Annotated in this window: 15 protein-coding genes and 2 tRNA genes; 8 read left to right on the top strand and 9 right to left on the bottom strand. The window is 29.4% G+C overall.

Annotated elements, in window-relative coordinates; genetic code table 11:
* Positions 1–6: 6 nt before the first annotated feature.
* Complete coding sequence (locus ACZ5SO_RS03355) at positions 7–948, bottom strand: ABC transporter permease (RefSeq protein WP_464626771.1); 942 nt, start codon at positions 946–948, stop codon at positions 7–9.
* Between the two features lie 72 nt (positions 949–1,020).
* Complete coding sequence (locus ACZ5SO_RS03350; protein WP_464626770.1) at positions 1,021–2,514, bottom strand: ABC transporter substrate-binding protein; 1,494 nt, start codon at positions 2,512–2,514, stop codon at positions 1,021–1,023.
* A gap of 183 nt (positions 2,515–2,697) precedes the next feature.
* On the opposite strand from ACZ5SO_RS03350, the gene ACZ5SO_RS03345 reads away from it, so the two are divergent.
* The 3 genes from ACZ5SO_RS03345 (at position 2,698) to ACZ5SO_RS03335 (ending at position 4,284) form a co-directional block, all read left to right on the top strand.
* Positions 2,698–2,769: transfer RNA gene (locus ACZ5SO_RS03345), tRNA-Val, on the top strand.
* 140 nt (positions 2,770–2,909) lie between these two features.
* Positions 2,910–2,981, top strand: a tRNA-Val gene (locus ACZ5SO_RS03340).
* Positions 2,982–3,066: 85 nt separating this feature from the next.
* On the top strand, positions 3,067–4,284 hold the full coding sequence (locus tag ACZ5SO_RS03335) for an ornithine cyclodeaminase, nickel-pincer nucleotide-dependent (RefSeq protein WP_464626768.1): 1,218 nt from the start codon (positions 3,067–3,069) through the stop codon (positions 4,282–4,284).
* A 46-nt stretch (positions 4,285–4,330) separates the two neighbouring features.
* On the opposite strand, the gene ACZ5SO_RS03330 is transcribed toward ACZ5SO_RS03335, so the two are convergent.
* The 3 genes from ACZ5SO_RS03330 to ACZ5SO_RS03320 all read right to left on the bottom strand — a co-directional run bounded on the left by ACZ5SO_RS03330 (position 4,331) and on the right by ACZ5SO_RS03320 (position 7,837).
* Positions 4,331–5,833: an IMP dehydrogenase gene (locus tag ACZ5SO_RS03330; protein ID WP_464626767.1), complete on the bottom strand. Its 1,503-nt coding sequence runs from the start codon at positions 5,831–5,833 to the stop codon at positions 4,331–4,333.
* Between the two features lie 149 nt (positions 5,834–5,982).
* The gene (locus ACZ5SO_RS03325) at positions 5,983–7,257 is read right to left on the bottom strand and encodes an alpha-amylase family glycosyl hydrolase (protein WP_464626766.1); all 1,275 of its coding nucleotides are present in this window, start codon (positions 7,255–7,257) and stop codon (positions 5,983–5,985) included.
* Positions 7,244–7,837, bottom strand: coding sequence for a hypothetical protein (locus ACZ5SO_RS03320; protein WP_464626765.1), 594 nt, complete (start codon positions 7,835–7,837; stop codon positions 7,244–7,246). The genes ACZ5SO_RS03325 and ACZ5SO_RS03320 overlap by 14 nt, the downstream gene beginning before the upstream one ends.
* 313 nt (positions 7,838–8,150) lie before the next feature.
* Between ACZ5SO_RS03320 and ACZ5SO_RS03315 the strand changes: the two genes are divergently transcribed.
* The 3 genes from ACZ5SO_RS03315 (at position 8,151) to ACZ5SO_RS03305 (ending at position 11,753) form a co-directional block, all read left to right on the top strand.
* Complete coding sequence (locus ACZ5SO_RS03315) at positions 8,151–9,203, top strand: LacI family DNA-binding transcriptional regulator (protein ID WP_464626763.1); 1,053 nt, start codon at positions 8,151–8,153, stop codon at positions 9,201–9,203.
* The gene (gene malQ, locus ACZ5SO_RS03310) at positions 9,203–10,720 is read left to right on the top strand and encodes a 4-alpha-glucanotransferase (protein WP_464626762.1); all 1,518 of its coding nucleotides are present in this window, start codon (positions 9,203–9,205) and stop codon (positions 10,718–10,720) included. The genes ACZ5SO_RS03315 and malQ overlap by 1 nt, the downstream gene beginning before the upstream one ends.
* Before the next feature lie 124 nt (positions 10,721–10,844).
* Entirely contained in the window at positions 10,845–11,753 is a 909-nt protein-coding gene (locus ACZ5SO_RS03305; RefSeq protein WP_464626761.1) for a GGDEF domain-containing protein, read from the top strand.
* Between the two features lie 56 nt (positions 11,754–11,809).
* On the opposite strand, the gene ACZ5SO_RS03300 is transcribed toward ACZ5SO_RS03305, so the two are convergent.
* Positions 11,810–12,439: an adenylate kinase gene (locus tag ACZ5SO_RS03300; RefSeq protein WP_464626760.1), complete on the bottom strand. Its 630-nt coding sequence runs from the start codon at positions 12,437–12,439 to the stop codon at positions 11,810–11,812.
* A gap of 378 nt (positions 12,440–12,817) precedes the next feature.
* On the opposite strand from ACZ5SO_RS03300, the gene ACZ5SO_RS03295 reads away from it, so the two are divergent.
* Together ACZ5SO_RS03295 and ACZ5SO_RS03290 are read left to right on the top strand one after the other, a co-directional pair.
* The gene (locus ACZ5SO_RS03295; RefSeq protein WP_464626759.1) at positions 12,818–13,879 is read left to right on the top strand and encodes a uracil phosphoribosyltransferase; all 1,062 of its coding nucleotides are present in this window, start codon (positions 12,818–12,820) and stop codon (positions 13,877–13,879) included.
* A 5-nt stretch (positions 13,880–13,884) separates the two neighbouring features.
* Entirely contained in the window at positions 13,885–14,532 is a 648-nt protein-coding gene (locus ACZ5SO_RS03290) for a hypothetical protein (protein ID WP_464626758.1), read from the top strand.
* Here the strand turns inward: ACZ5SO_RS03290 and trpS are convergent.
* The 3 genes from trpS to ACZ5SO_RS03275 are packed head-to-tail and all read right to left on the bottom strand — an operon-like array spanning position 14,529 to position 16,645.
* Positions 14,529–15,587: a tryptophan--tRNA ligase gene (gene trpS, locus ACZ5SO_RS03285; protein ID WP_464626757.1), complete on the bottom strand. Its 1,059-nt coding sequence runs from the start codon at positions 15,585–15,587 to the stop codon at positions 14,529–14,531. The two genes, ACZ5SO_RS03290 and trpS, sit on opposite strands and share 4 nt — an antisense overlap.
* A 9-nt stretch (positions 15,588–15,596) precedes the next feature.
* Positions 15,597–15,791, bottom strand: a complete 195-nt coding sequence (locus tag ACZ5SO_RS03280; RefSeq protein ID WP_464626756.1) for an FmdB family zinc ribbon protein — start codon at positions 15,789–15,791, stop codon at positions 15,597–15,599.
* Positions 15,792–15,793: 2 nt separating this feature from the next.
* The gene (locus tag ACZ5SO_RS03275; protein ID WP_464626755.1) at positions 15,794–16,645 is read right to left on the bottom strand and encodes a hypothetical protein; all 852 of its coding nucleotides are present in this window, start codon (positions 16,643–16,645) and stop codon (positions 15,794–15,796) included.
* Positions 16,646–16,675 lie beyond the last annotated feature (30 nt).

Genomic DNA, 16,675 nt, shown 5'->3' with positions numbered 1-16,675 from the left:
TTTCCTCTACTTTATTCTGATTCTAGGGTCAATTGCTTTATATAAAATATCAATTAAAAAATTGACTACAACTACTATAAGAGAAAGATATAAAACTAAGGCTTGAATTAGTGGTAAATCTCTACTAGTAATACTACTTGTTATTAATTTTCCAATTCCAGGTAGTCCAAATACATTCTCAATTATTATACTGCCTCCTAAAATATCAGCAACTATTAATCCTACTATCGTAATAACGGGAATTAAAGCATTCCTTAAAACGTATCTATATAAAACTGTTTTTTCATTTAACCCTATACTATAAGCTGTTCTAACATAATCTTTTTTTACTTGTTGCTGCACACTCGTATTTAAATATCTTACTACTATTGATGAAGCTCCAATCGCTATTGATAAACTCGGTAATAATAAACTTCTTAGATTTAAAAGCGGATTTTCCCTAAAAGATACATACCCTATAGAGGGTAAAATCTGTAACTTTACAGTAAATATAGCTATTAAAAATATAGCGACACAAAACGCTGGTATACTCATTCCTATCTGGGATATAATAGATAAGGGAATAAAGCTTTTTTTATCTCTTTTCGTAACTAATAAAAGACCAAAAGGTATTGATATTATTAAAGTTAACAAAAGGCTATAAATAGATAATTGCAATGTTACACTAATTGCATCTGAAATTAACGTTGCGACTTGAGTTTGATATTTATAAGAAATACCTAAATCTCCTTGTAAAATATTTTTTAACCAAATGCCATAACGATATAAAGCTGGAGAATCTAAATTCATAGTTTCTCTCAATTGCTCTAGCTGAGCTTCACTTGCATCTATTCCTAATATTACTTGTGCTGGATCTCCAGGTAATACATTGAATATAAAAAAAGTAATTATTGATGAAAGTAGCAATGTGAGTAAAGCACTCATTAATTTTTTAGATATATATCGCATAGTAATTCCTATTTTTACAAGTCTTTTTATTATACAACAATATTATAATCAATAGCTACTAGGAAAACTCTTTTATTTTTCATATCTCATTGCCGCAAAATCTATCAATCCTGCAGGATAATACTCATATCCTACCAAATCTTTTCTCATCGCTGCTGTGTTATTTGGATCACAAAGCCAAACTGATGCATTTGTTTCACTTAATATTCTTTGAGCCTCACGATATAATTCTACTCTCTTATCATCATCTATTGTTTTGGCAGCGTCCTCTATTATCCTATCATATTCAGGATTTGAATAGTTTATAAAATTCCTTTTATATGTCGTCTCATATCTAGATAAAATATCATTAGGATCTATTTTCCCAGCTAATCCTATTATTGTACTTTGATAATCTCTGTTTGTATAAACTTTTTCTAACCAAGTTCCCCACTCTACATTTATTATATTTACTTTAACATTAATTTTCTCAGCTTCACTTGCAATAATCTGAGCAGAGTTTACGTGTTGGTAATAATTCGATGGGACTGTTATATCAATTTCTAATCCATCACCATATCCAGCTTCTTCTAGAAGTTGTTTTGCTCTCTCTAAATCTCTTTCATAATAATTATCTAATTCTTCATTATAGTAGTGGCCCATAATAGGACTAAAGTTAGTATATAATTTTGTAGCATACCCTCCAAAAACTCCATCTACTATATCATCTCTATTAACTAATAAATTGAAAGCAAGTCTTACCTTTTCATTATCAAAAGGAGCAACCTCATTATTTAATGCCCATAAAATAACCATATTCATAGGATCAGATTCAATTTTGAATTGATCTTCTAATAATTTTGCATTTTCACTTGATACTATTGCTAAATCTAATTGATTTGATTTTAAAGCACTAACAACTGAAGCTTCGTCTGATATAATATATACTTCTGCCCTATCAATGGTTGGGAATCTCTCTTCATTATAATATTTATCAAACTTTTCTAATACTATTTTCTGTGATGGTTTATATTCAACAAATTTATATGGTCCACAACCTATTGGATGCGTTGCTTGTTGATCATAGTCTCTTGGCAAAATTGCAATTGTAGCACTCGAGAGAAAAGCACTAGATGGGGCTTCTAAACTTATTTTCACAGTATATTCATCTAAAGCTTCAACACTTTTTATCCCACTATATTTTGATGAGTTTGCTACATCTCCACTCATGTGCTGTAAATTTTCATATGTATATAAAACATCATCACTTGTTAAATGTTTATCATTATGAAAATACACATTTTCTCTTAAAGTAAATGTATATTCATCCATTTTATCATTAATATCAACTTGTTTTGCAACTGCTGGATATAAATTACCAGTGCTATCAAACTTCATTAGGCCTTCAAACACATTGTTAAAAATAGCCTTGGTATCTACCGCAGCACTTAACCAGGGATCTAAAGAATCAGGCTCTGATGCGATGTTAACTCTAATTACATCAGTCTCCACTTCACTTTCTTTACACCCTATTGAAAAAAATAAAACTACTAAAATTATAAAACTTACCACAAATCTTTTTTTCATTTAACACCCCTTACCCATATTCATAACTTCTTGTATCCTTATCTAAGTATATAAAATTAAAATTATATTCACTAGTATCTTAAAGAAATTTAATCAATAAATACTAGAATTGAAAAATTAAAAAAAAATTAAAATTTGTGTTGACTAAAATAAGTTAAATTTGCTATATTCCATAACGTGCTCGGGCGGATAGCTCAGTGGGAGAGCGGTTGCCTTACACGCAACTGGTCGGGGGTTCAAATCCCTCTCCGCTCACTTTTAAGATTCTCAATCTTTCTGAGGATCTTTTTTTATGTAAAGATACATGATTTAATGTGTAAATTAAAATGATTAAAAGTTTTTTTTGAAACTAGTTGACATAAAAATAGTAAAGTGATATTGTCCATAACGTGCTCGGGCGGATAGCTCAGTGGGAGAGCGGTTGCCTTACACGCAACTGGTCGGGGGTTCAAATCCCTCTCCGCTCACTTTTAAGATTCTCAATTTTTTTGAGGATCTTTTTTTATTATTTTTTTTTATTGTAAAATTAATTTTTCATTGTACAATATCTTTATGAAAAAAAACATTTACCAAGCTAAAGGCCATTTAATTGATTCTGGCTTATTCTCTAAAATAGTCAATACAATTTTAGATGAAGGACTAGATTACTCTGTTGAAGATATTAAAATTGGAAAACAAAAAGATGAGCAATCTATTGTTAAATTCTCTATTTCAGCTGAAACGGAAATCCAACTAGATAATATTTTAAAAAAAATATCACCACTTGGAGTTTTTACACTAAATAATGAAAACGCAAAATTCGAAGTTGCAGATCAAGACAAACATGCTCCGCAAAACTTCTACTCGACAACTAATCATAGAACTGAAGTCTTTGTAAACAATAAATGGATAGAAGTTAAAGACCAAAGAATGGATGCCGCAATCAAAAAAGAAGATAATACTACTTTAAGATGTTTAAAATTAAGAGATATTAAAAAAGGCGATCTTATTCTTATTGAGGGAGAAAGTGTTAGAGTTTACCCTCCCCAAATTGAGTCTAAAACTGGTGGTTTTGCTTTTATGTCAAATGATGTTTCTTCTGAAAGACGTGGAGAAATTGCTGTTAGTAGAATCGCAAATGAAATAAAAAAAATAAAACAAAACAATGGCAAAATAGTTGTTGTCGCAGGTCCTGTTGTAATTCACACTGGTGGAGCTGATTATTTAGCTTCTTTAATTAGAAATGGGTATATAGATGGATTTTTAGGAGGAAATGCTATAGCTGTACATGATTTAGAATCACGTTTTTTCTCAACATCCTTAGGAGTAGATATTCATAATGGAAAGGTTACTGAGCATGGTCACAACCATCACATGAAGGCTATAAATATAATTTATGGTCAAGGTTCTATTGAAAACGCAATTAAAAATGGGATTCTAAAAGAAGGCTTGATGTATGAAATTATAAAAAACAAAATCCCTTATTGCCTTGCTGGTTCAATCAGAGATGATGGTCCCCTTCCTGAAACTGTAAATGATATGATTGAAGCTCAAGCCCAATATGCTTCGATAATAAAAAATGCCGATATGATATTAATGCTATCTACTATGTTACATAGCATTGGTACTGGAAATATGACACCTTCATCAACTAAAACTATTTGTGTTGATATTAACCCAGCTGTTGTTACTAAACTCTCAGATAGAGGCACTGGTCAAGCTATAGGAATTGTAAGTGATGTTGGCTTATTTTTAAAAACATTAAGTGAAAAACTTAATTGTTCACTTTAACTACTTATTGCTAAGATATCTATTAAGATATCTTAGCATATAAAGATTATTTTTGACTCCTTCCCTCTTTAAGAACTACATCATGAGCTCCACCTTCAACTATTGATGTTGATGAAACTAGTGTTAACTTTGCCTTAGCTTTTAACTCATCTAACGTTAAAGCTCCACAGTTGCACATTGTACTCTTTACTTTGTTTAAGGATTGAAGAACCCCATTATGTAAACTACCTGCGTATGGAACATAAGAGTCTACACCTTCAACAAAAGACAGCTTTTTATCACCACCTAAATCATAACGTTGCCAGTTCCTAGCTCTTGCACTTCCCTCACCCCAATACTCTTTCATATATGAACCATTTACATTAATCTTTTGGGTTGGGCTTTCATCAAATCGTGCAAAATATCTTCCTAACATTAAAAAATCTGCTCCCATAGCTAGAGCTAAGGTCATATGATAATCATGTACAATTCCACCATCGGAACAAATTGGAATATATACACCAGTCTCTTCAAAGTATTCATCTCGAGCTTTAGCAACTTCAATCATTGCTGTAGCTTGACCTCTACCAATACCCTTAGTTTCTCTTGTGATACAAATAGAGCCACCACCAATTCCAACTTTAATAAAATCAGCTCCAGCATCAGCTAAAAATCTAAACCCATCTCTATCTACAACATTACCAGCTCCAATTTTGACACTATCTCCATAATTTTTTCTAACATAAGAGAGAGTGTTTTTTTGCCACTGTGAAAAACCTTCAGAGCTATCAATACATAAAACATCACAACCTGCTTCAAGTAGTGCAGGAACTCTTGTCTCAAAATCACGAGTATTAATTCCAGCTCCAACTAAATAACTTTTATTAGCATCTAATAATTCATTTGGATTGTCTTTATGTGTATCATAATCTTTTCTAAATACGAAGTAATTTAGTCTTTGATCATCATCAATTATAGGAAGAGCATTTAATTTATTATCCCATAAAATATCATTTGCTTGTGATAAGGTTACACCCTCTTTAGCATATATAAGCTTTTCAAATGGTGTCATAAACTCTTTAATTTTTGTATCTAAAGACATTCTTGAAACTCTATAATCTCTTGAAGTTACAACTCCAAGAAGTTTTCCATTTTGACTACCATCTTCTGTAATTGCTACAGTTGAATGTCCACTTTTTTTCTTCAGTTCAATTATATCTTTTAAAGTATTTTCAGGACTAAGGTTTGAATCGGATGGAACAAAACCAGCTTTAAAAGCTTTTACTTTTTTTACCATCTGTGCTTGTTTTTCTATAGGTTGAGAACCATAGATAAAAGAACAGCCACCTTCACGTGCTAAGGCAATTGCCATATTTTCCCCACTTACACTTTGCATAATAGCACTAACTAAAGGGATTTTAAGTTCAATTTCACTTTTTTCACCTTTTTTAAACTTAACTAAAGGTGTATTCAATTTAACATTGCTAACTATACAATCTTCACTAGAATAACCAGGAACTAATAGATACTCTGAGAAAGTTCTCGAAGGTTCGTCAAAAAAGAATGCCATAATATAACTCCTACTTTTTGACAACTCATAATGCCCCAAAAATAAAATAATTGCAACTTAACAATCTACTTATTATTAAAAATTTTGTTTAATATCTGAGTAAAAACTAAAAATAAGTATTAACATGCAATTTAACCAATTTATATTAGCTATCTTTTCCTATTAAAGATTATTATTGTACTTTCTTTTGGTTTTATATGAGCAGTAAACCCTTCAACTTTTGTTTCAAATATTGATTTATCAAAACTCTCTAATAATAGATAAGGAAGATTTAAATTCACTTCAACACTATCATTTTCTTTATTTAATAAGGTAAAAATAACTTTATCCTCATTATATCTAACTAGAGAAAAAACTTTTTCATTTATATTGAGGATTTTGTAGGCCCCTAAAAATAATACATCACTATATTCAGAGCGAAGTTGTCCAACCTTTTTATATAATCTAACGAAGTCTTTATCCCATTTATCCCTATCCCATTGCATAGGATACCTACTCATTTCAACAGAGCCCATTTCACCAAATAAACCTACCTCATCCCCATAGTAAACACGTGGCATACCAGGAAGAGTATACATTAATAAAATGGCTCCAACATAAATATCAAATTCAAAGATTTCTTTATTATTATGTAGTCTCGGTGTATCGTGAGAATCAATTAAATTCATTTGGAATTGTACCATTTGATCAAGCATTGAATTAAGCTGAGATTTTAACGCGATAGCTAGATCTTTAGCAGAGTACGAATTTACTTTTTTAGGAGAATGCCCCCAATCATTGCATGTAAACCTGTCTTGTTCTCCCATCCATCTCCTAATTGGACGAGAGCAACCTATATAGTTCATGGTTGCATCCCATTGATCACCTTGTAAATGTGAAGAACTATCTATCCAACTTTCTCCTAGAATATATGCAGATGGATTTTCTTCTTTTATGCTTTTTCTAATCTCTTTCCAAATTTCCTCATTTAATTGGTCTTCTCCTCTTCTTCCAACCTCATCTGCAACATCAAATCGCCACCCATCTTGAAAAAAAGGTTCGGCTAAAAATTTTTTAATTACTGAATTTTTGCTTCTATAAATTAAATCTCTTAATTCTTGATTATTATAATTTAGCTGTGGTAAGGTTTTTACATCTTGCCAAAAAGCTATTTCATTATTTTTATCTATGTAATAATATTTTGCCTCTTTACATTGTTTATCTTTCAAAGCTTTTTTAAACCAAGGATGTTCTATTCCTGTATGATTAATTGAAATATCGACGATAATTTTAATTGAAAGTTTATGGGCAGTTTGAATTAAAGATATTAATGCATCATCTCCACCTAATTTAGGATCAACATGAAAAAAATCACAACAATCATAACGATGTGTAGTTTTAGAGATTCCTATAGGATTTAAATAAATACAATTAATTAATTCCAAAGCTTTTTAAATATAATAGAGAATCTTCAACACCTTTTAAATCACCATTAAAAAAATCAAGACATCTACCTTCATCAAAGTTCAAGGGTTTTTGATTAAAATCTCTAACCTTTGTGTATCCTCCATCAAATTCATATTCACCTTCGATTACCCCAATTTCCTTATTTCCATTTTTAAATCTATCAGGAAAAATCTGATAACATGTTGAATTACTTACCCAATTAGGACTTTCTATATCAACTTTTACTTTAAAGCAATCAAAATCACAAGGCTGGGCTACGGTAAAGCCTAATTTACTATAATAATAAAATGAAGAATCTAACTCAATAGTAAAATAAAGTAGAGTATGATCTATTATTTTAAAGTCTCCATTAAAAAATGAAAAAATATCATCAATTACTGTACTTTCTTTTAGATATATTGAATTCCAATTACCGTTTTCCTTATAATTCAATCTTATATAACTTATATCCCTTCTAGATAAAAAAGTTAACTTAATAGTTTCCCCTTTTTTGGGATATAATGGAGATATGAAAGTCTTGTTAATTCCAAAATCAAAATAATTCTCTATTTTATTCATATGTGATTCCTTATTTTATTAATGTAATAATTACACTAGGTTTATAAAAAAATATCAATCTAATTAGATTATTTTTACATATTTAATTTTTCTTACGTTGTAAACCGGTTTTATACTTAATAATCGTTTAGTACTATTAACTCTTATAAACAAATAAACAATAAAACATATTAAGTAGAAGCTTTTAATTGACCGGTTAACAAAACCGGTTTAGTATTTTTATATTTAGAGGATTAAACTAAAAATCTAGTTTTAATTTAAGTAGCACCATCATAAGTTTAATAATATTTAGTAGCATCTAAAAAGGAAAAATATGAAAAAAAAGAGAGCAACGATAATAGATCTTGCTAAAGCTTGTAATGTTTCAAAAACAACAATTTCTTTTGCCTTTAATAATCCAAAGAGAATTGGACGAGAAACTTATAATCTTATAATGGAAAAAGCAAAAGAGCTTGATTATATACCAAATCCTGCTGGAAGAAATTTTAGCTTAATGAAAAAACAAACTATTGGCTTCCTTTTACCTCAACATTTTGAAGCAACTTTTAATAATCCATATATCACTAATGTTATTCAAGGAATTGGTAACATTTGTAATAATAGAGATTATACTTTAACTTTAATCCCACCATTCAACTCAAATCTTAATGAAGCAGTATATAAAGTTTCTGTAGATGGTTTAATAGCTATGGGGATTAATGTAGAAATGGAAATTGTTCATTCTTTAAATAGGATGTTTATCCCATTTGTTACTATAGATGGGTACCCTAGTGAAAATATGCCATCAATAAACATAGATGATAGGAAAGCAGCTTATGATTTAATGAAAGAAGTCTTAAAAAATGGTCATAAAAAAATCGCTATTGTTAGCTTACAAGAAAGTGAATTTTATAAATCAAATAAATACAAAAGGATAAAAGAGACTAGACTCTCAGGGTTTAATGATGCTTTAAAAGAGTATCAAATGTCTATTGATGATAAAAATATTATACTATTTGCTGAAGAATGTGTTTATCAAAGTGGAATACATGTTGCTGAACAACTTATAAAAGGTAATAAAGATGTAACTTGCATTGTTTGCATGAGTGATACAATAGCAATTGGTTGTATTTCTTATTTAACACAAAATTCATATAATATACCAGATGATTATTCCGTAGTAGGCTTTGATAACATATCAATGTCCTCATTAATATATCCAAATCTAACTACTATAGAGCAGCCATCAGTTGAAAAAGGTGAATTAGCTGCAAAAACTTTATTTAAAGTAATTGAAGGGGCTGAAATCGAGAATGAGAATATAATATTACCTCATAGATTAATCAAAAGAAAATCTCTAAAAAATCTTAACAGGGAGCAAAAATAATGAGTGTTTATAAAAGAAATAATGGGATACTTTTACATATTACTTCACTACCTAGTAAATATGGGATTGGAGATTTAGGCGCTCAAGCTTATTCTTTCATAGATTTTTTAAAAAGAAGTAAAGTTGGATATTGGCAAATTTTACCTATCGGACCAACTGGATATGGTAATTCCCCCTATTCTTCTAGAAGTACTTTTGCTGGAAATGAATACTTAATAAGTTTAGATTTTTTAATTGAGGACGGATATTTAAATTATGAGGATACACGTATTTTAAATAATATTAAGGAAGGTTATGTAGATTTTAGTATAGTTGAAAATATTAAAAAATCTCTTCTTTTTAAAGCAGCTGATAACTTTTTAAAATTAAATAGAGAAGAAAAAGCTTTTAATAATTTTATTAATGAAAATAATTTCTACATAGATGATTATTCCCTTTTCATGGCTCTAGTAGACTATTATTATGATGCTCGTTGGTATAGCGTTTGGGATAAGGAACTTGGACAAAGAAAACCGGCAGCTATAAATAATGCAAAAATAAAATTTGAAACAGAAATTAATAGGTACAAAGTATTACAATTTCTTTTCTTTAAGCAATGGTTTAATCTCAAACAATATGCTAATGATAATAAAATTAAAATAATTGGTGATATACCTATATTCGTCGCAGGGGATAGCGTTGATACTTGGTCTAATTTACATTTATTTAAAACAGAAATCCAAGGCCGATATAATAAAATCTCTGGATGTCCGCCTGATGGCTTTACCTCTGATGGACAACTTTGGGGAACTCCTGTTTACGATTGGGAGGTTCACAGAAAAACTAATTTTAAATGGTGGATTACAAGAATTAAAAGACAACTGAAGCTTTACGATGTTGTTAGAATTGATCATTTTAGAGGGTTAGAATCTTATTGGGAGGTTCCAAGCAATCATAAAACCGCTAGACATGGTAAATGGGTCAAAGGTCCAGGTCAGATTTTTTTTGATGCTATAAAAAAAGAATTAGGCGAAATTCCAATTATAGCAGAAGATTTAGGTTATATGACTGATGAAGTTAATAAATTAAGAAACGATAATAACTTACCTGGCATGAAAATTGGAATCTTTGGTTTTTCCTGGAATGATAGTGGAGAACTAGACTATTTAAATATGGATTTACCCACTAACTATGAAGAAAATTTTATAGCTTATCCTGGGACTCATGATAACCAAACAATTCTAGGTTGGTTTAATTCTCTTAATAACCAACAACAAGATTTCATGTTAAAACTATTATCAACAAATAAAGATAATTTTGTTTGGTCATTTATTAAAGAACTCTATGCAAGCAAAGCCTCTATTGTTATTGTCCAAATGCAAGATTTACTGCAAAAAGATGACACAGCTAGGATGAACACCCCATCTACTTGTGGACCATTTAATTGGACATGGCAACTTAAAAGCTCTGACAATTTAGATAAAGTAGAAAGTTTACTAAAGTTATATAATAATTATTATAAAAGAAATAATTATTAATATATAATAATATTATAATAACTTATAGTTATATTAATTTGATATAATATTTTATATATCTAAATTATTATAATTTTAAAATTTTATTATTGTTTCTATCTAATATAAATGATAGTCTATTTTCATGGAACATTTAGTAAAAATTGAAACTGAAAAAGATTACAATGGCATAATAAATTTTAAAGATATTAATTTAGACAACTTTCTTGATTTTGATTATTATAGGATTGTTAATCCCATAACTAAAGAGGTATTTTCTTTTGAAGGTGATTCTTTAGTTAAAATTAAAAATTACAATTGCTATGACATATGGAACACAGGTCAAGAATGCAAATATTGCGTTTCAAGCGATGCTTTGGTTTCTAGTACTACAAAAAGAAAACTGGAACAAATTGATGGTACTTTATTTTTAGCTAAAGTTTTCCCAATTGAAATTGAAAATAAAATACTTATTATGGAACTTTTTCAAAACATAGGTGATAGCTATATAAAAACTTTAAACGAAAATATTAAATTATCTAATCTCATATCACAAATGAATGATATGGCTTCAATTGAAGCTTTTAGTGGCCTATATTCACATGGTTTTATGTTTAACAAACTAATGGAAATCTCTAGAGCAAATGTTCTACCTGTATCCTTAATTTGTATGGATATAGATAATATGAAATATTTAAATGATACTTTTGGCCATTTTTCCGGAGACCAATTAATAAAAACTATTTCTAATGAATTAATTAAACTTAAAAAAGAAAACATCTTTCCTGGTAGAACAGGTGGCGATGAGTTCCAAGTTATTTTCTTTGGATATGAAAAAACAGAATCTCTTAAAATTGCAAAAATAGTTTTAAATAATTTGAGTAAGATTTTTGTAAAAGACAATTATTGGGCTAGCGTAAGTTGGGCTATTGGCGAAAGAGAAAACAATCAAACTGGAAAAGAGTTTATGAACACTGTAGATAAACAAATGTATGAAATGAAAAAGAAACATCATTTAAAGAATACGATACAACCCTCCAAAGTAAATGACTAAAGAGGGCCCTATCTTCTATTAAAAACCAAAAACCTATTTAGTTTTATTAATTAATTTTATTTTACCAAGGCTTTTTTTACTTGTTCAAATACTAATTTTGGCTCTGTACTAGCATCAATATCTATTAATAAACCCTTTTCTCTATAATAATCAATTAAAGGTTCAGTTTGAGCTTGATATACATCTAAACGATTTAAAATGGCTTCTTCTTTATCATCATCTCTTTGAATTAAAGGTTCGCCAGTTTCATCATCAATGCCTTCAACCTTAGGAGGATTATATAAAATGTGGTAAATTTTGCCTGTACTCTTACACATTCTTCTTCCAGACAATCTTTTAATAATAGATTCCCTATCTAAAACAAAGTTAATAACAGCATCTAATGCTTTGATTTCAGCTAAAGCATCAGCTTGAGCTATTGTTCTTGGGAAACCATCAAGTATAAAACCTTTTTTTGTATCGTCTTGGGTAAAACGATCTTCAACCATTTTAATGGTTACACTATCTGGAACTAATTCACCGCTTGCTAATATAGCTTTAACTTGTTTTCCTAACTCAGTTTCATTTTTGATATTATATCTAAATAAATCACCTGTAGAAATATGAGGAATGTCAAAGAAATCTTTAGCCATAGTAGCTATTGTTCCTTTACCTGCTCCTGGAGGGCCTAAAAAAACTAAATTCATAATACGTTTAAGAGATATACTCTTTTCTCCTTCAAATAATTTTTTCTTTCTATTACCTCTCTAATTTATTAAAAAAATCAATTTGTAGCAATATTATTTTTAATTAATTGTTTGATATGTGCATTGTTTTAATAATATACAAAATAGTTTCAATCTAAATGTACTTTTCCTTTGTTTAAATTAACTCCAATTATTTATTATGATTTAAATAATAAAATCAATTTTTCTCAATATATTTTAATTTAAGTGCATTCACTAAAAAAAGCTCTTTTATTCTGTATCAGTACAAAACAATTCAATTCTAAAGGACTTTTTTTAAACTGTTTCAAGGTTGTAAAAAAAAAATGTATAGGTTAATATTAATTTTCAGGAGTAGTTATGAACAAAATCGTTTTACACGCAACTGACTTAGATGGTTTTCTTCTTGAAGATGATAAAAAGGCCATTGAACAGGTTCGTACAATGTACGAAACTTCTTTAAAAAATTGTGAAATTATAGACACATCAACGGATGAATCAGAACTTACTAATTCAAAAGAAAATTTAGTAAAATCTGCTTCTCAAATTGGAGCCTTCTTAAAAGATTTTTGCTCAAAAGAACCTAATATACATGTTTATTCATTTGAAACACCAAAAGAACAACATGGACAAGCTTCTCGCTTAATTGCAAAACTTAGACAACCTTCAACAAGCCATGAAGAATTTTTATATTATATTCAAAGAGCTTATGAAATGATGTTCGCTCACGTTTACTGTGATGCAGCTTTACCTAATAAGAGATCTTTAATAACTCAAACCCCTGTTACAAATCCAGTTAGAAATTATGCAGCTCATAAAATTCCGAATATCGACACAACTGTTGTAAACTCAGTAATGTGCGTTATGTTAAGAGGAGCTTTACTACCCTCTATGATTATGAGTAAAGAAATACAAGATTACAGTTCTAATGATTTTATTACCCCTTTTGCTTTATTTAAAATCAAACGTGATGAATCAAAAAAAGAAAGTAATATGGATTATATTTTAGATTTAGATAAAAGTTTCTTTGATCTAGAACAACTCAATGGGAAAGACCTTATATTTGCTGATCCTATGAACGCAACAGGAGGCTCTCTTGTAACCATAGTTAGGTATCTACAACAAGAAGGTGTAAAACCTAAATCAATCAAATTCATCAATGTTATTAGTGCTTTTAAAGGCGCAGTTAGAATTTGTAGAGCAATTCCTGATGTAGAAGTTCACACTCTTTGGATGGATCCTGTCCTTAATGAAGATGCATATATTTTACCTGGTCTTGGAGATGCTGGCGACAGACTTAATGGAGCTGATGGGGAATCTCCTAGAAATATGATTCAATTAATCGCAGATTACGGTGCAAATATAACAAATCTTTATAGAGACCAAGTTAGAGAAATAGAACAAACCGTTTTAGGAAAATAAATGTTATGATTAATAAGAGACTAAAGTTTATTCTAAAAAAAAATATATCTTTTTATATTTTTGTCTTATCAATGTCTTTAGTCTCTTGTTCAAACCTCGATAATTCTACTTTTATTGAAGAATCACTCTTAGAAGCTTCAGAATATATAAATAATGAAGACTTTGAAAAAGCAATAGAATTATATGATGAAAACCTTGAAAGAGATCCTTTAAATACTAAAACTTTATATAATAAAGCTGCTGTACTCAATCATTTAAATGATAATGAAAAAGCTTTAGAAATCACAAATTTATTGATTGAAAATTCCCCTTATAATATTAAAGCTTATCAACTTAAAATTAAAATTTTAACTAAATTAAATAATAGTTTAGATATTATTAATACTTACAATTCTCTATTAGAATTATCACCTTATCTTTATTCAATTCGTGGTGATTTTATAACTTATTTATTATCCATAAATGAAGATGAAACTCAAAACACTTTGATTAAAGAAAATGCCCTTTTCTTACTCGAGAGGAATAAACTTTCTGTTTTAGCTTTAAAAGCATTGTGCACTATAGAAAAAAATAATGCAGAATACTCTGCATTATTATTATTACACGATGAAGAAGCTTGGAAAGAAATATATACTCCTTCCAAAAATGATTAGATTACCATATTCATTGATTCTCTAACTTCTTCTAGAGTTTGCTGAGCTAATTCTCTTGCCCTCTCAACACCATTTAAAAGTACACTTCTAATATATTCAGGATCTTTCTCTAATTCGCTTCTCTTTTTTCTAATAGGTCTTAGATATTCATTTAAAGCTTCTGTTAAAGTTTTCTTCAATAATCCTGCCCCACCATCTCCAATTCTCGCAGCTATATCAACTGGATCTTCTTGTGTACATAATGAAATTAAAGATAACAAATTAGAAACTTCTTCTCTGTTTACAGGATCATAAGTAATAAAACGCTCTGAATCAGTTTTAGCTTTTTTTACTAATTTTGCCGTCTCATCTTCTGTAGAAGATAAGAAAATTGCATTGTTTCTACTCTTACTCATTTTTTGATAACCATCTAAGCCTGCAACAGATGGAGTTTTACTCAATAAAGCCTGAGGCTCTGGGAATATATGTTTTTTATGAGCATAACGATCATTAAATCTTCTTGCTATTGTCCTAGTCATTTCCAAATGAGGTAATTGATCTTTCCCAACCGGAACTACATTACCTTTACAGAATAAAATATCGCAAGCCTGATGGATTGGATAAGTATACATACCAGCATTTACACTCTTTATCCCAGCAGCTTGAATTTCTTCTTTAACGGTTGGGTTCCTACTTAACTCAGAGTTTGTTACTAAAGTTAAAAAAGGAAGCATCAATTGATTTAATTCCGGAACATAACTGTGAGGGAAAATAACAACATTATCACTGGGATCAATTCCAGAAGAAATATAATCCATTGTAATTTGTTTAATATTATCAGATATATCTTTAGACGAATCATGGTCTGTTAATACTTGGTAATCTGCAATTACAATAAATGTTGGAACTCCCAACTTAGATAAGGTAACACGGTTTTGCAAAGTTCCAAAATAATGACCTAAATGAAGTCTTCCAGTAGGTCTATCCCCAGTTAATACTCTAAACTTTTTGGGGTTTTCATGTATTTCTTTTTCTAATTTTCTGCTTTTTTCGACAGCTACTTCGTAAGTGTCCATATATTCTCCCTAACTATTCGTTTTCTTCGAATCAGTACAATAAAAGCCTGTACCTTTAAACACAATTGGTGTTGAACTATATATTTGTGTTAAAGAATTTTTTGCTTTACACTTAGGACAATCTTTTGGTAAATCATCTTTCATTGATTGTTCTATAGTAAAACTTGCTTTGCATTTTCTACAATAAAAATCATATTTAGCCATTTTTATAATCCCATACTATTTAAACTTAATTTTTCTCTTAGTGAATCAACTTGTTCATCACTTAAAGGCATTTCAACAATGTTCAAAATATTATTTTCTTTATTAAACATTAAATTTAAGAGAGTAAAATCAAGTGCCTCTCCAGCTTTTTTTAAATTTGCTAGATAACCTGCTTTTACCATTCTCTCTAAAGTACTTGCATTCTTATCAGTATCTACCTCAAATTGAGCATCTAATAACATCTCATTCTCTTCATTTTCATTTATTAAAAATAGAATTGAATCAAAATGAGAAATCATAGATGAAGTAAGCCCAAGTCCAAAATCGAATAAAGTTTTTGGTTTAAGACTATATAGTGCGAAATTTGCCCCATACATTTTCATTGTAGTAAGTTGATCAACATTAACTTTTTTGCTATCAACTGTATCTACTAAATCTAAATAAGAAGTATTTGATACTCCCACCATATTTTTATGAATTACTCCAATTTGAGTGTCATCATTCTCATAATATGCTTTTGAATCTTCTAAAACCTTATTAAAATCACTAAAATGGGTTAGGGCAAAATTTGTTTGAAAATAAGGGAAATTACCTTCAATAACAGCATTGTAATCGAAATCTTCTAATGGATAGCTATCGTCTTTAGGAATGATTTCTAAAGTTATTTCTTTTGCTCTATCCCCAAGGTCATCGCCTAAGAGTGATTTTACAAGGTCTTTTTCTTTAGTTGCGTCAATTAATAAAATTGTATCCCCTTCATCAGCTAAACTTTGAAGGGGTACAACTTGATCTTCTGGAGAGAGGAACTTTGTTGTAGTACAACTCATTAAAAATATTAATACAAAAAACGACACTAACAAGTTATAAAACTTACGCATAAAATT

It is taken from the genome of Pleomorphochaeta naphthae, from assembly GCF_055396005.1.
The sequence above is the reverse complement of the archived record's forward strand: the minus strand, read 5'-3'. Positions and strand labels throughout refer to the sequence as shown.

Bases quoted from the DNA above. Each gene is read 5' to 3' on its own strand.
- ACZ5SO_RS03350 (WP_464626770.1), bottom strand. From the start codon at position 2,514: ATGAAAAAAAGATTTGTGGTAAGTTTTATAATTTTAGTAGTTTTATTT.
- ACZ5SO_RS03300 (WP_464626760.1), bottom strand. From the start codon at position 12,439: ATGAATTTAGTTTTTTTAGGCCCTCCAGGAGCAGGTAAAGGAACAATA.
- ACZ5SO_RS03315 (WP_464626763.1), top strand. From the start codon at position 8,151: ATGAAAAAAAAGAGAGCAACGATAATAGATCTTGCTAAAGCTTGTAAT.
- ACZ5SO_RS03320 (WP_464626765.1), bottom strand. From the start codon at position 7,837: ATGAATAAAATAGAGAATTATTTTGATTTTGGAATTAACAAGACTTTC.
- malQ (WP_464626762.1), top strand. From the start codon at position 9,203: ATGAGTGTTTATAAAAGAAATAATGGGATACTTTTACATATTACTTCA.
- ACZ5SO_RS03295 (WP_464626759.1), top strand. From the start codon at position 12,818: ATGAACAAAATCGTTTTACACGCAACTGACTTAGATGGTTTTCTTCTT.
- trpS (WP_464626757.1), bottom strand. From the start codon at position 15,587: ATGGACACTTACGAAGTAGCTGTCGAAAAAAGCAGAAAATTAGAAAAA.
- ACZ5SO_RS03305 (WP_464626761.1), top strand. From the start codon at position 10,845: ATGGAACATTTAGTAAAAATTGAAACTGAAAAAGATTACAATGGCATA.
- ACZ5SO_RS03330 (WP_464626767.1), bottom strand. From the start codon at position 5,833: ATGGCATTCTTTTTTGACGAACCTTCGAGAACTTTCTCAGAGTATCTA.
- ACZ5SO_RS03335 (WP_464626768.1), top strand. From the start codon at position 3,067: ATGAAAAAAAACATTTACCAAGCTAAAGGCCATTTAATTGATTCTGGC.
- ACZ5SO_RS03280 (WP_464626756.1), bottom strand. From the start codon at position 15,791: ATGGCTAAATATGATTTTTATTGTAGAAAATGCAAAGCAAGTTTTACT.
- ACZ5SO_RS03290 (WP_464626758.1), top strand. From the start codon at position 13,885: ATGATTAATAAGAGACTAAAGTTTATTCTAAAAAAAAATATATCTTTT.
- ACZ5SO_RS03355 (WP_464626771.1), bottom strand. From the start codon at position 948: ATGCGATATATATCTAAAAAATTAATGAGTGCTTTACTCACATTGCTA.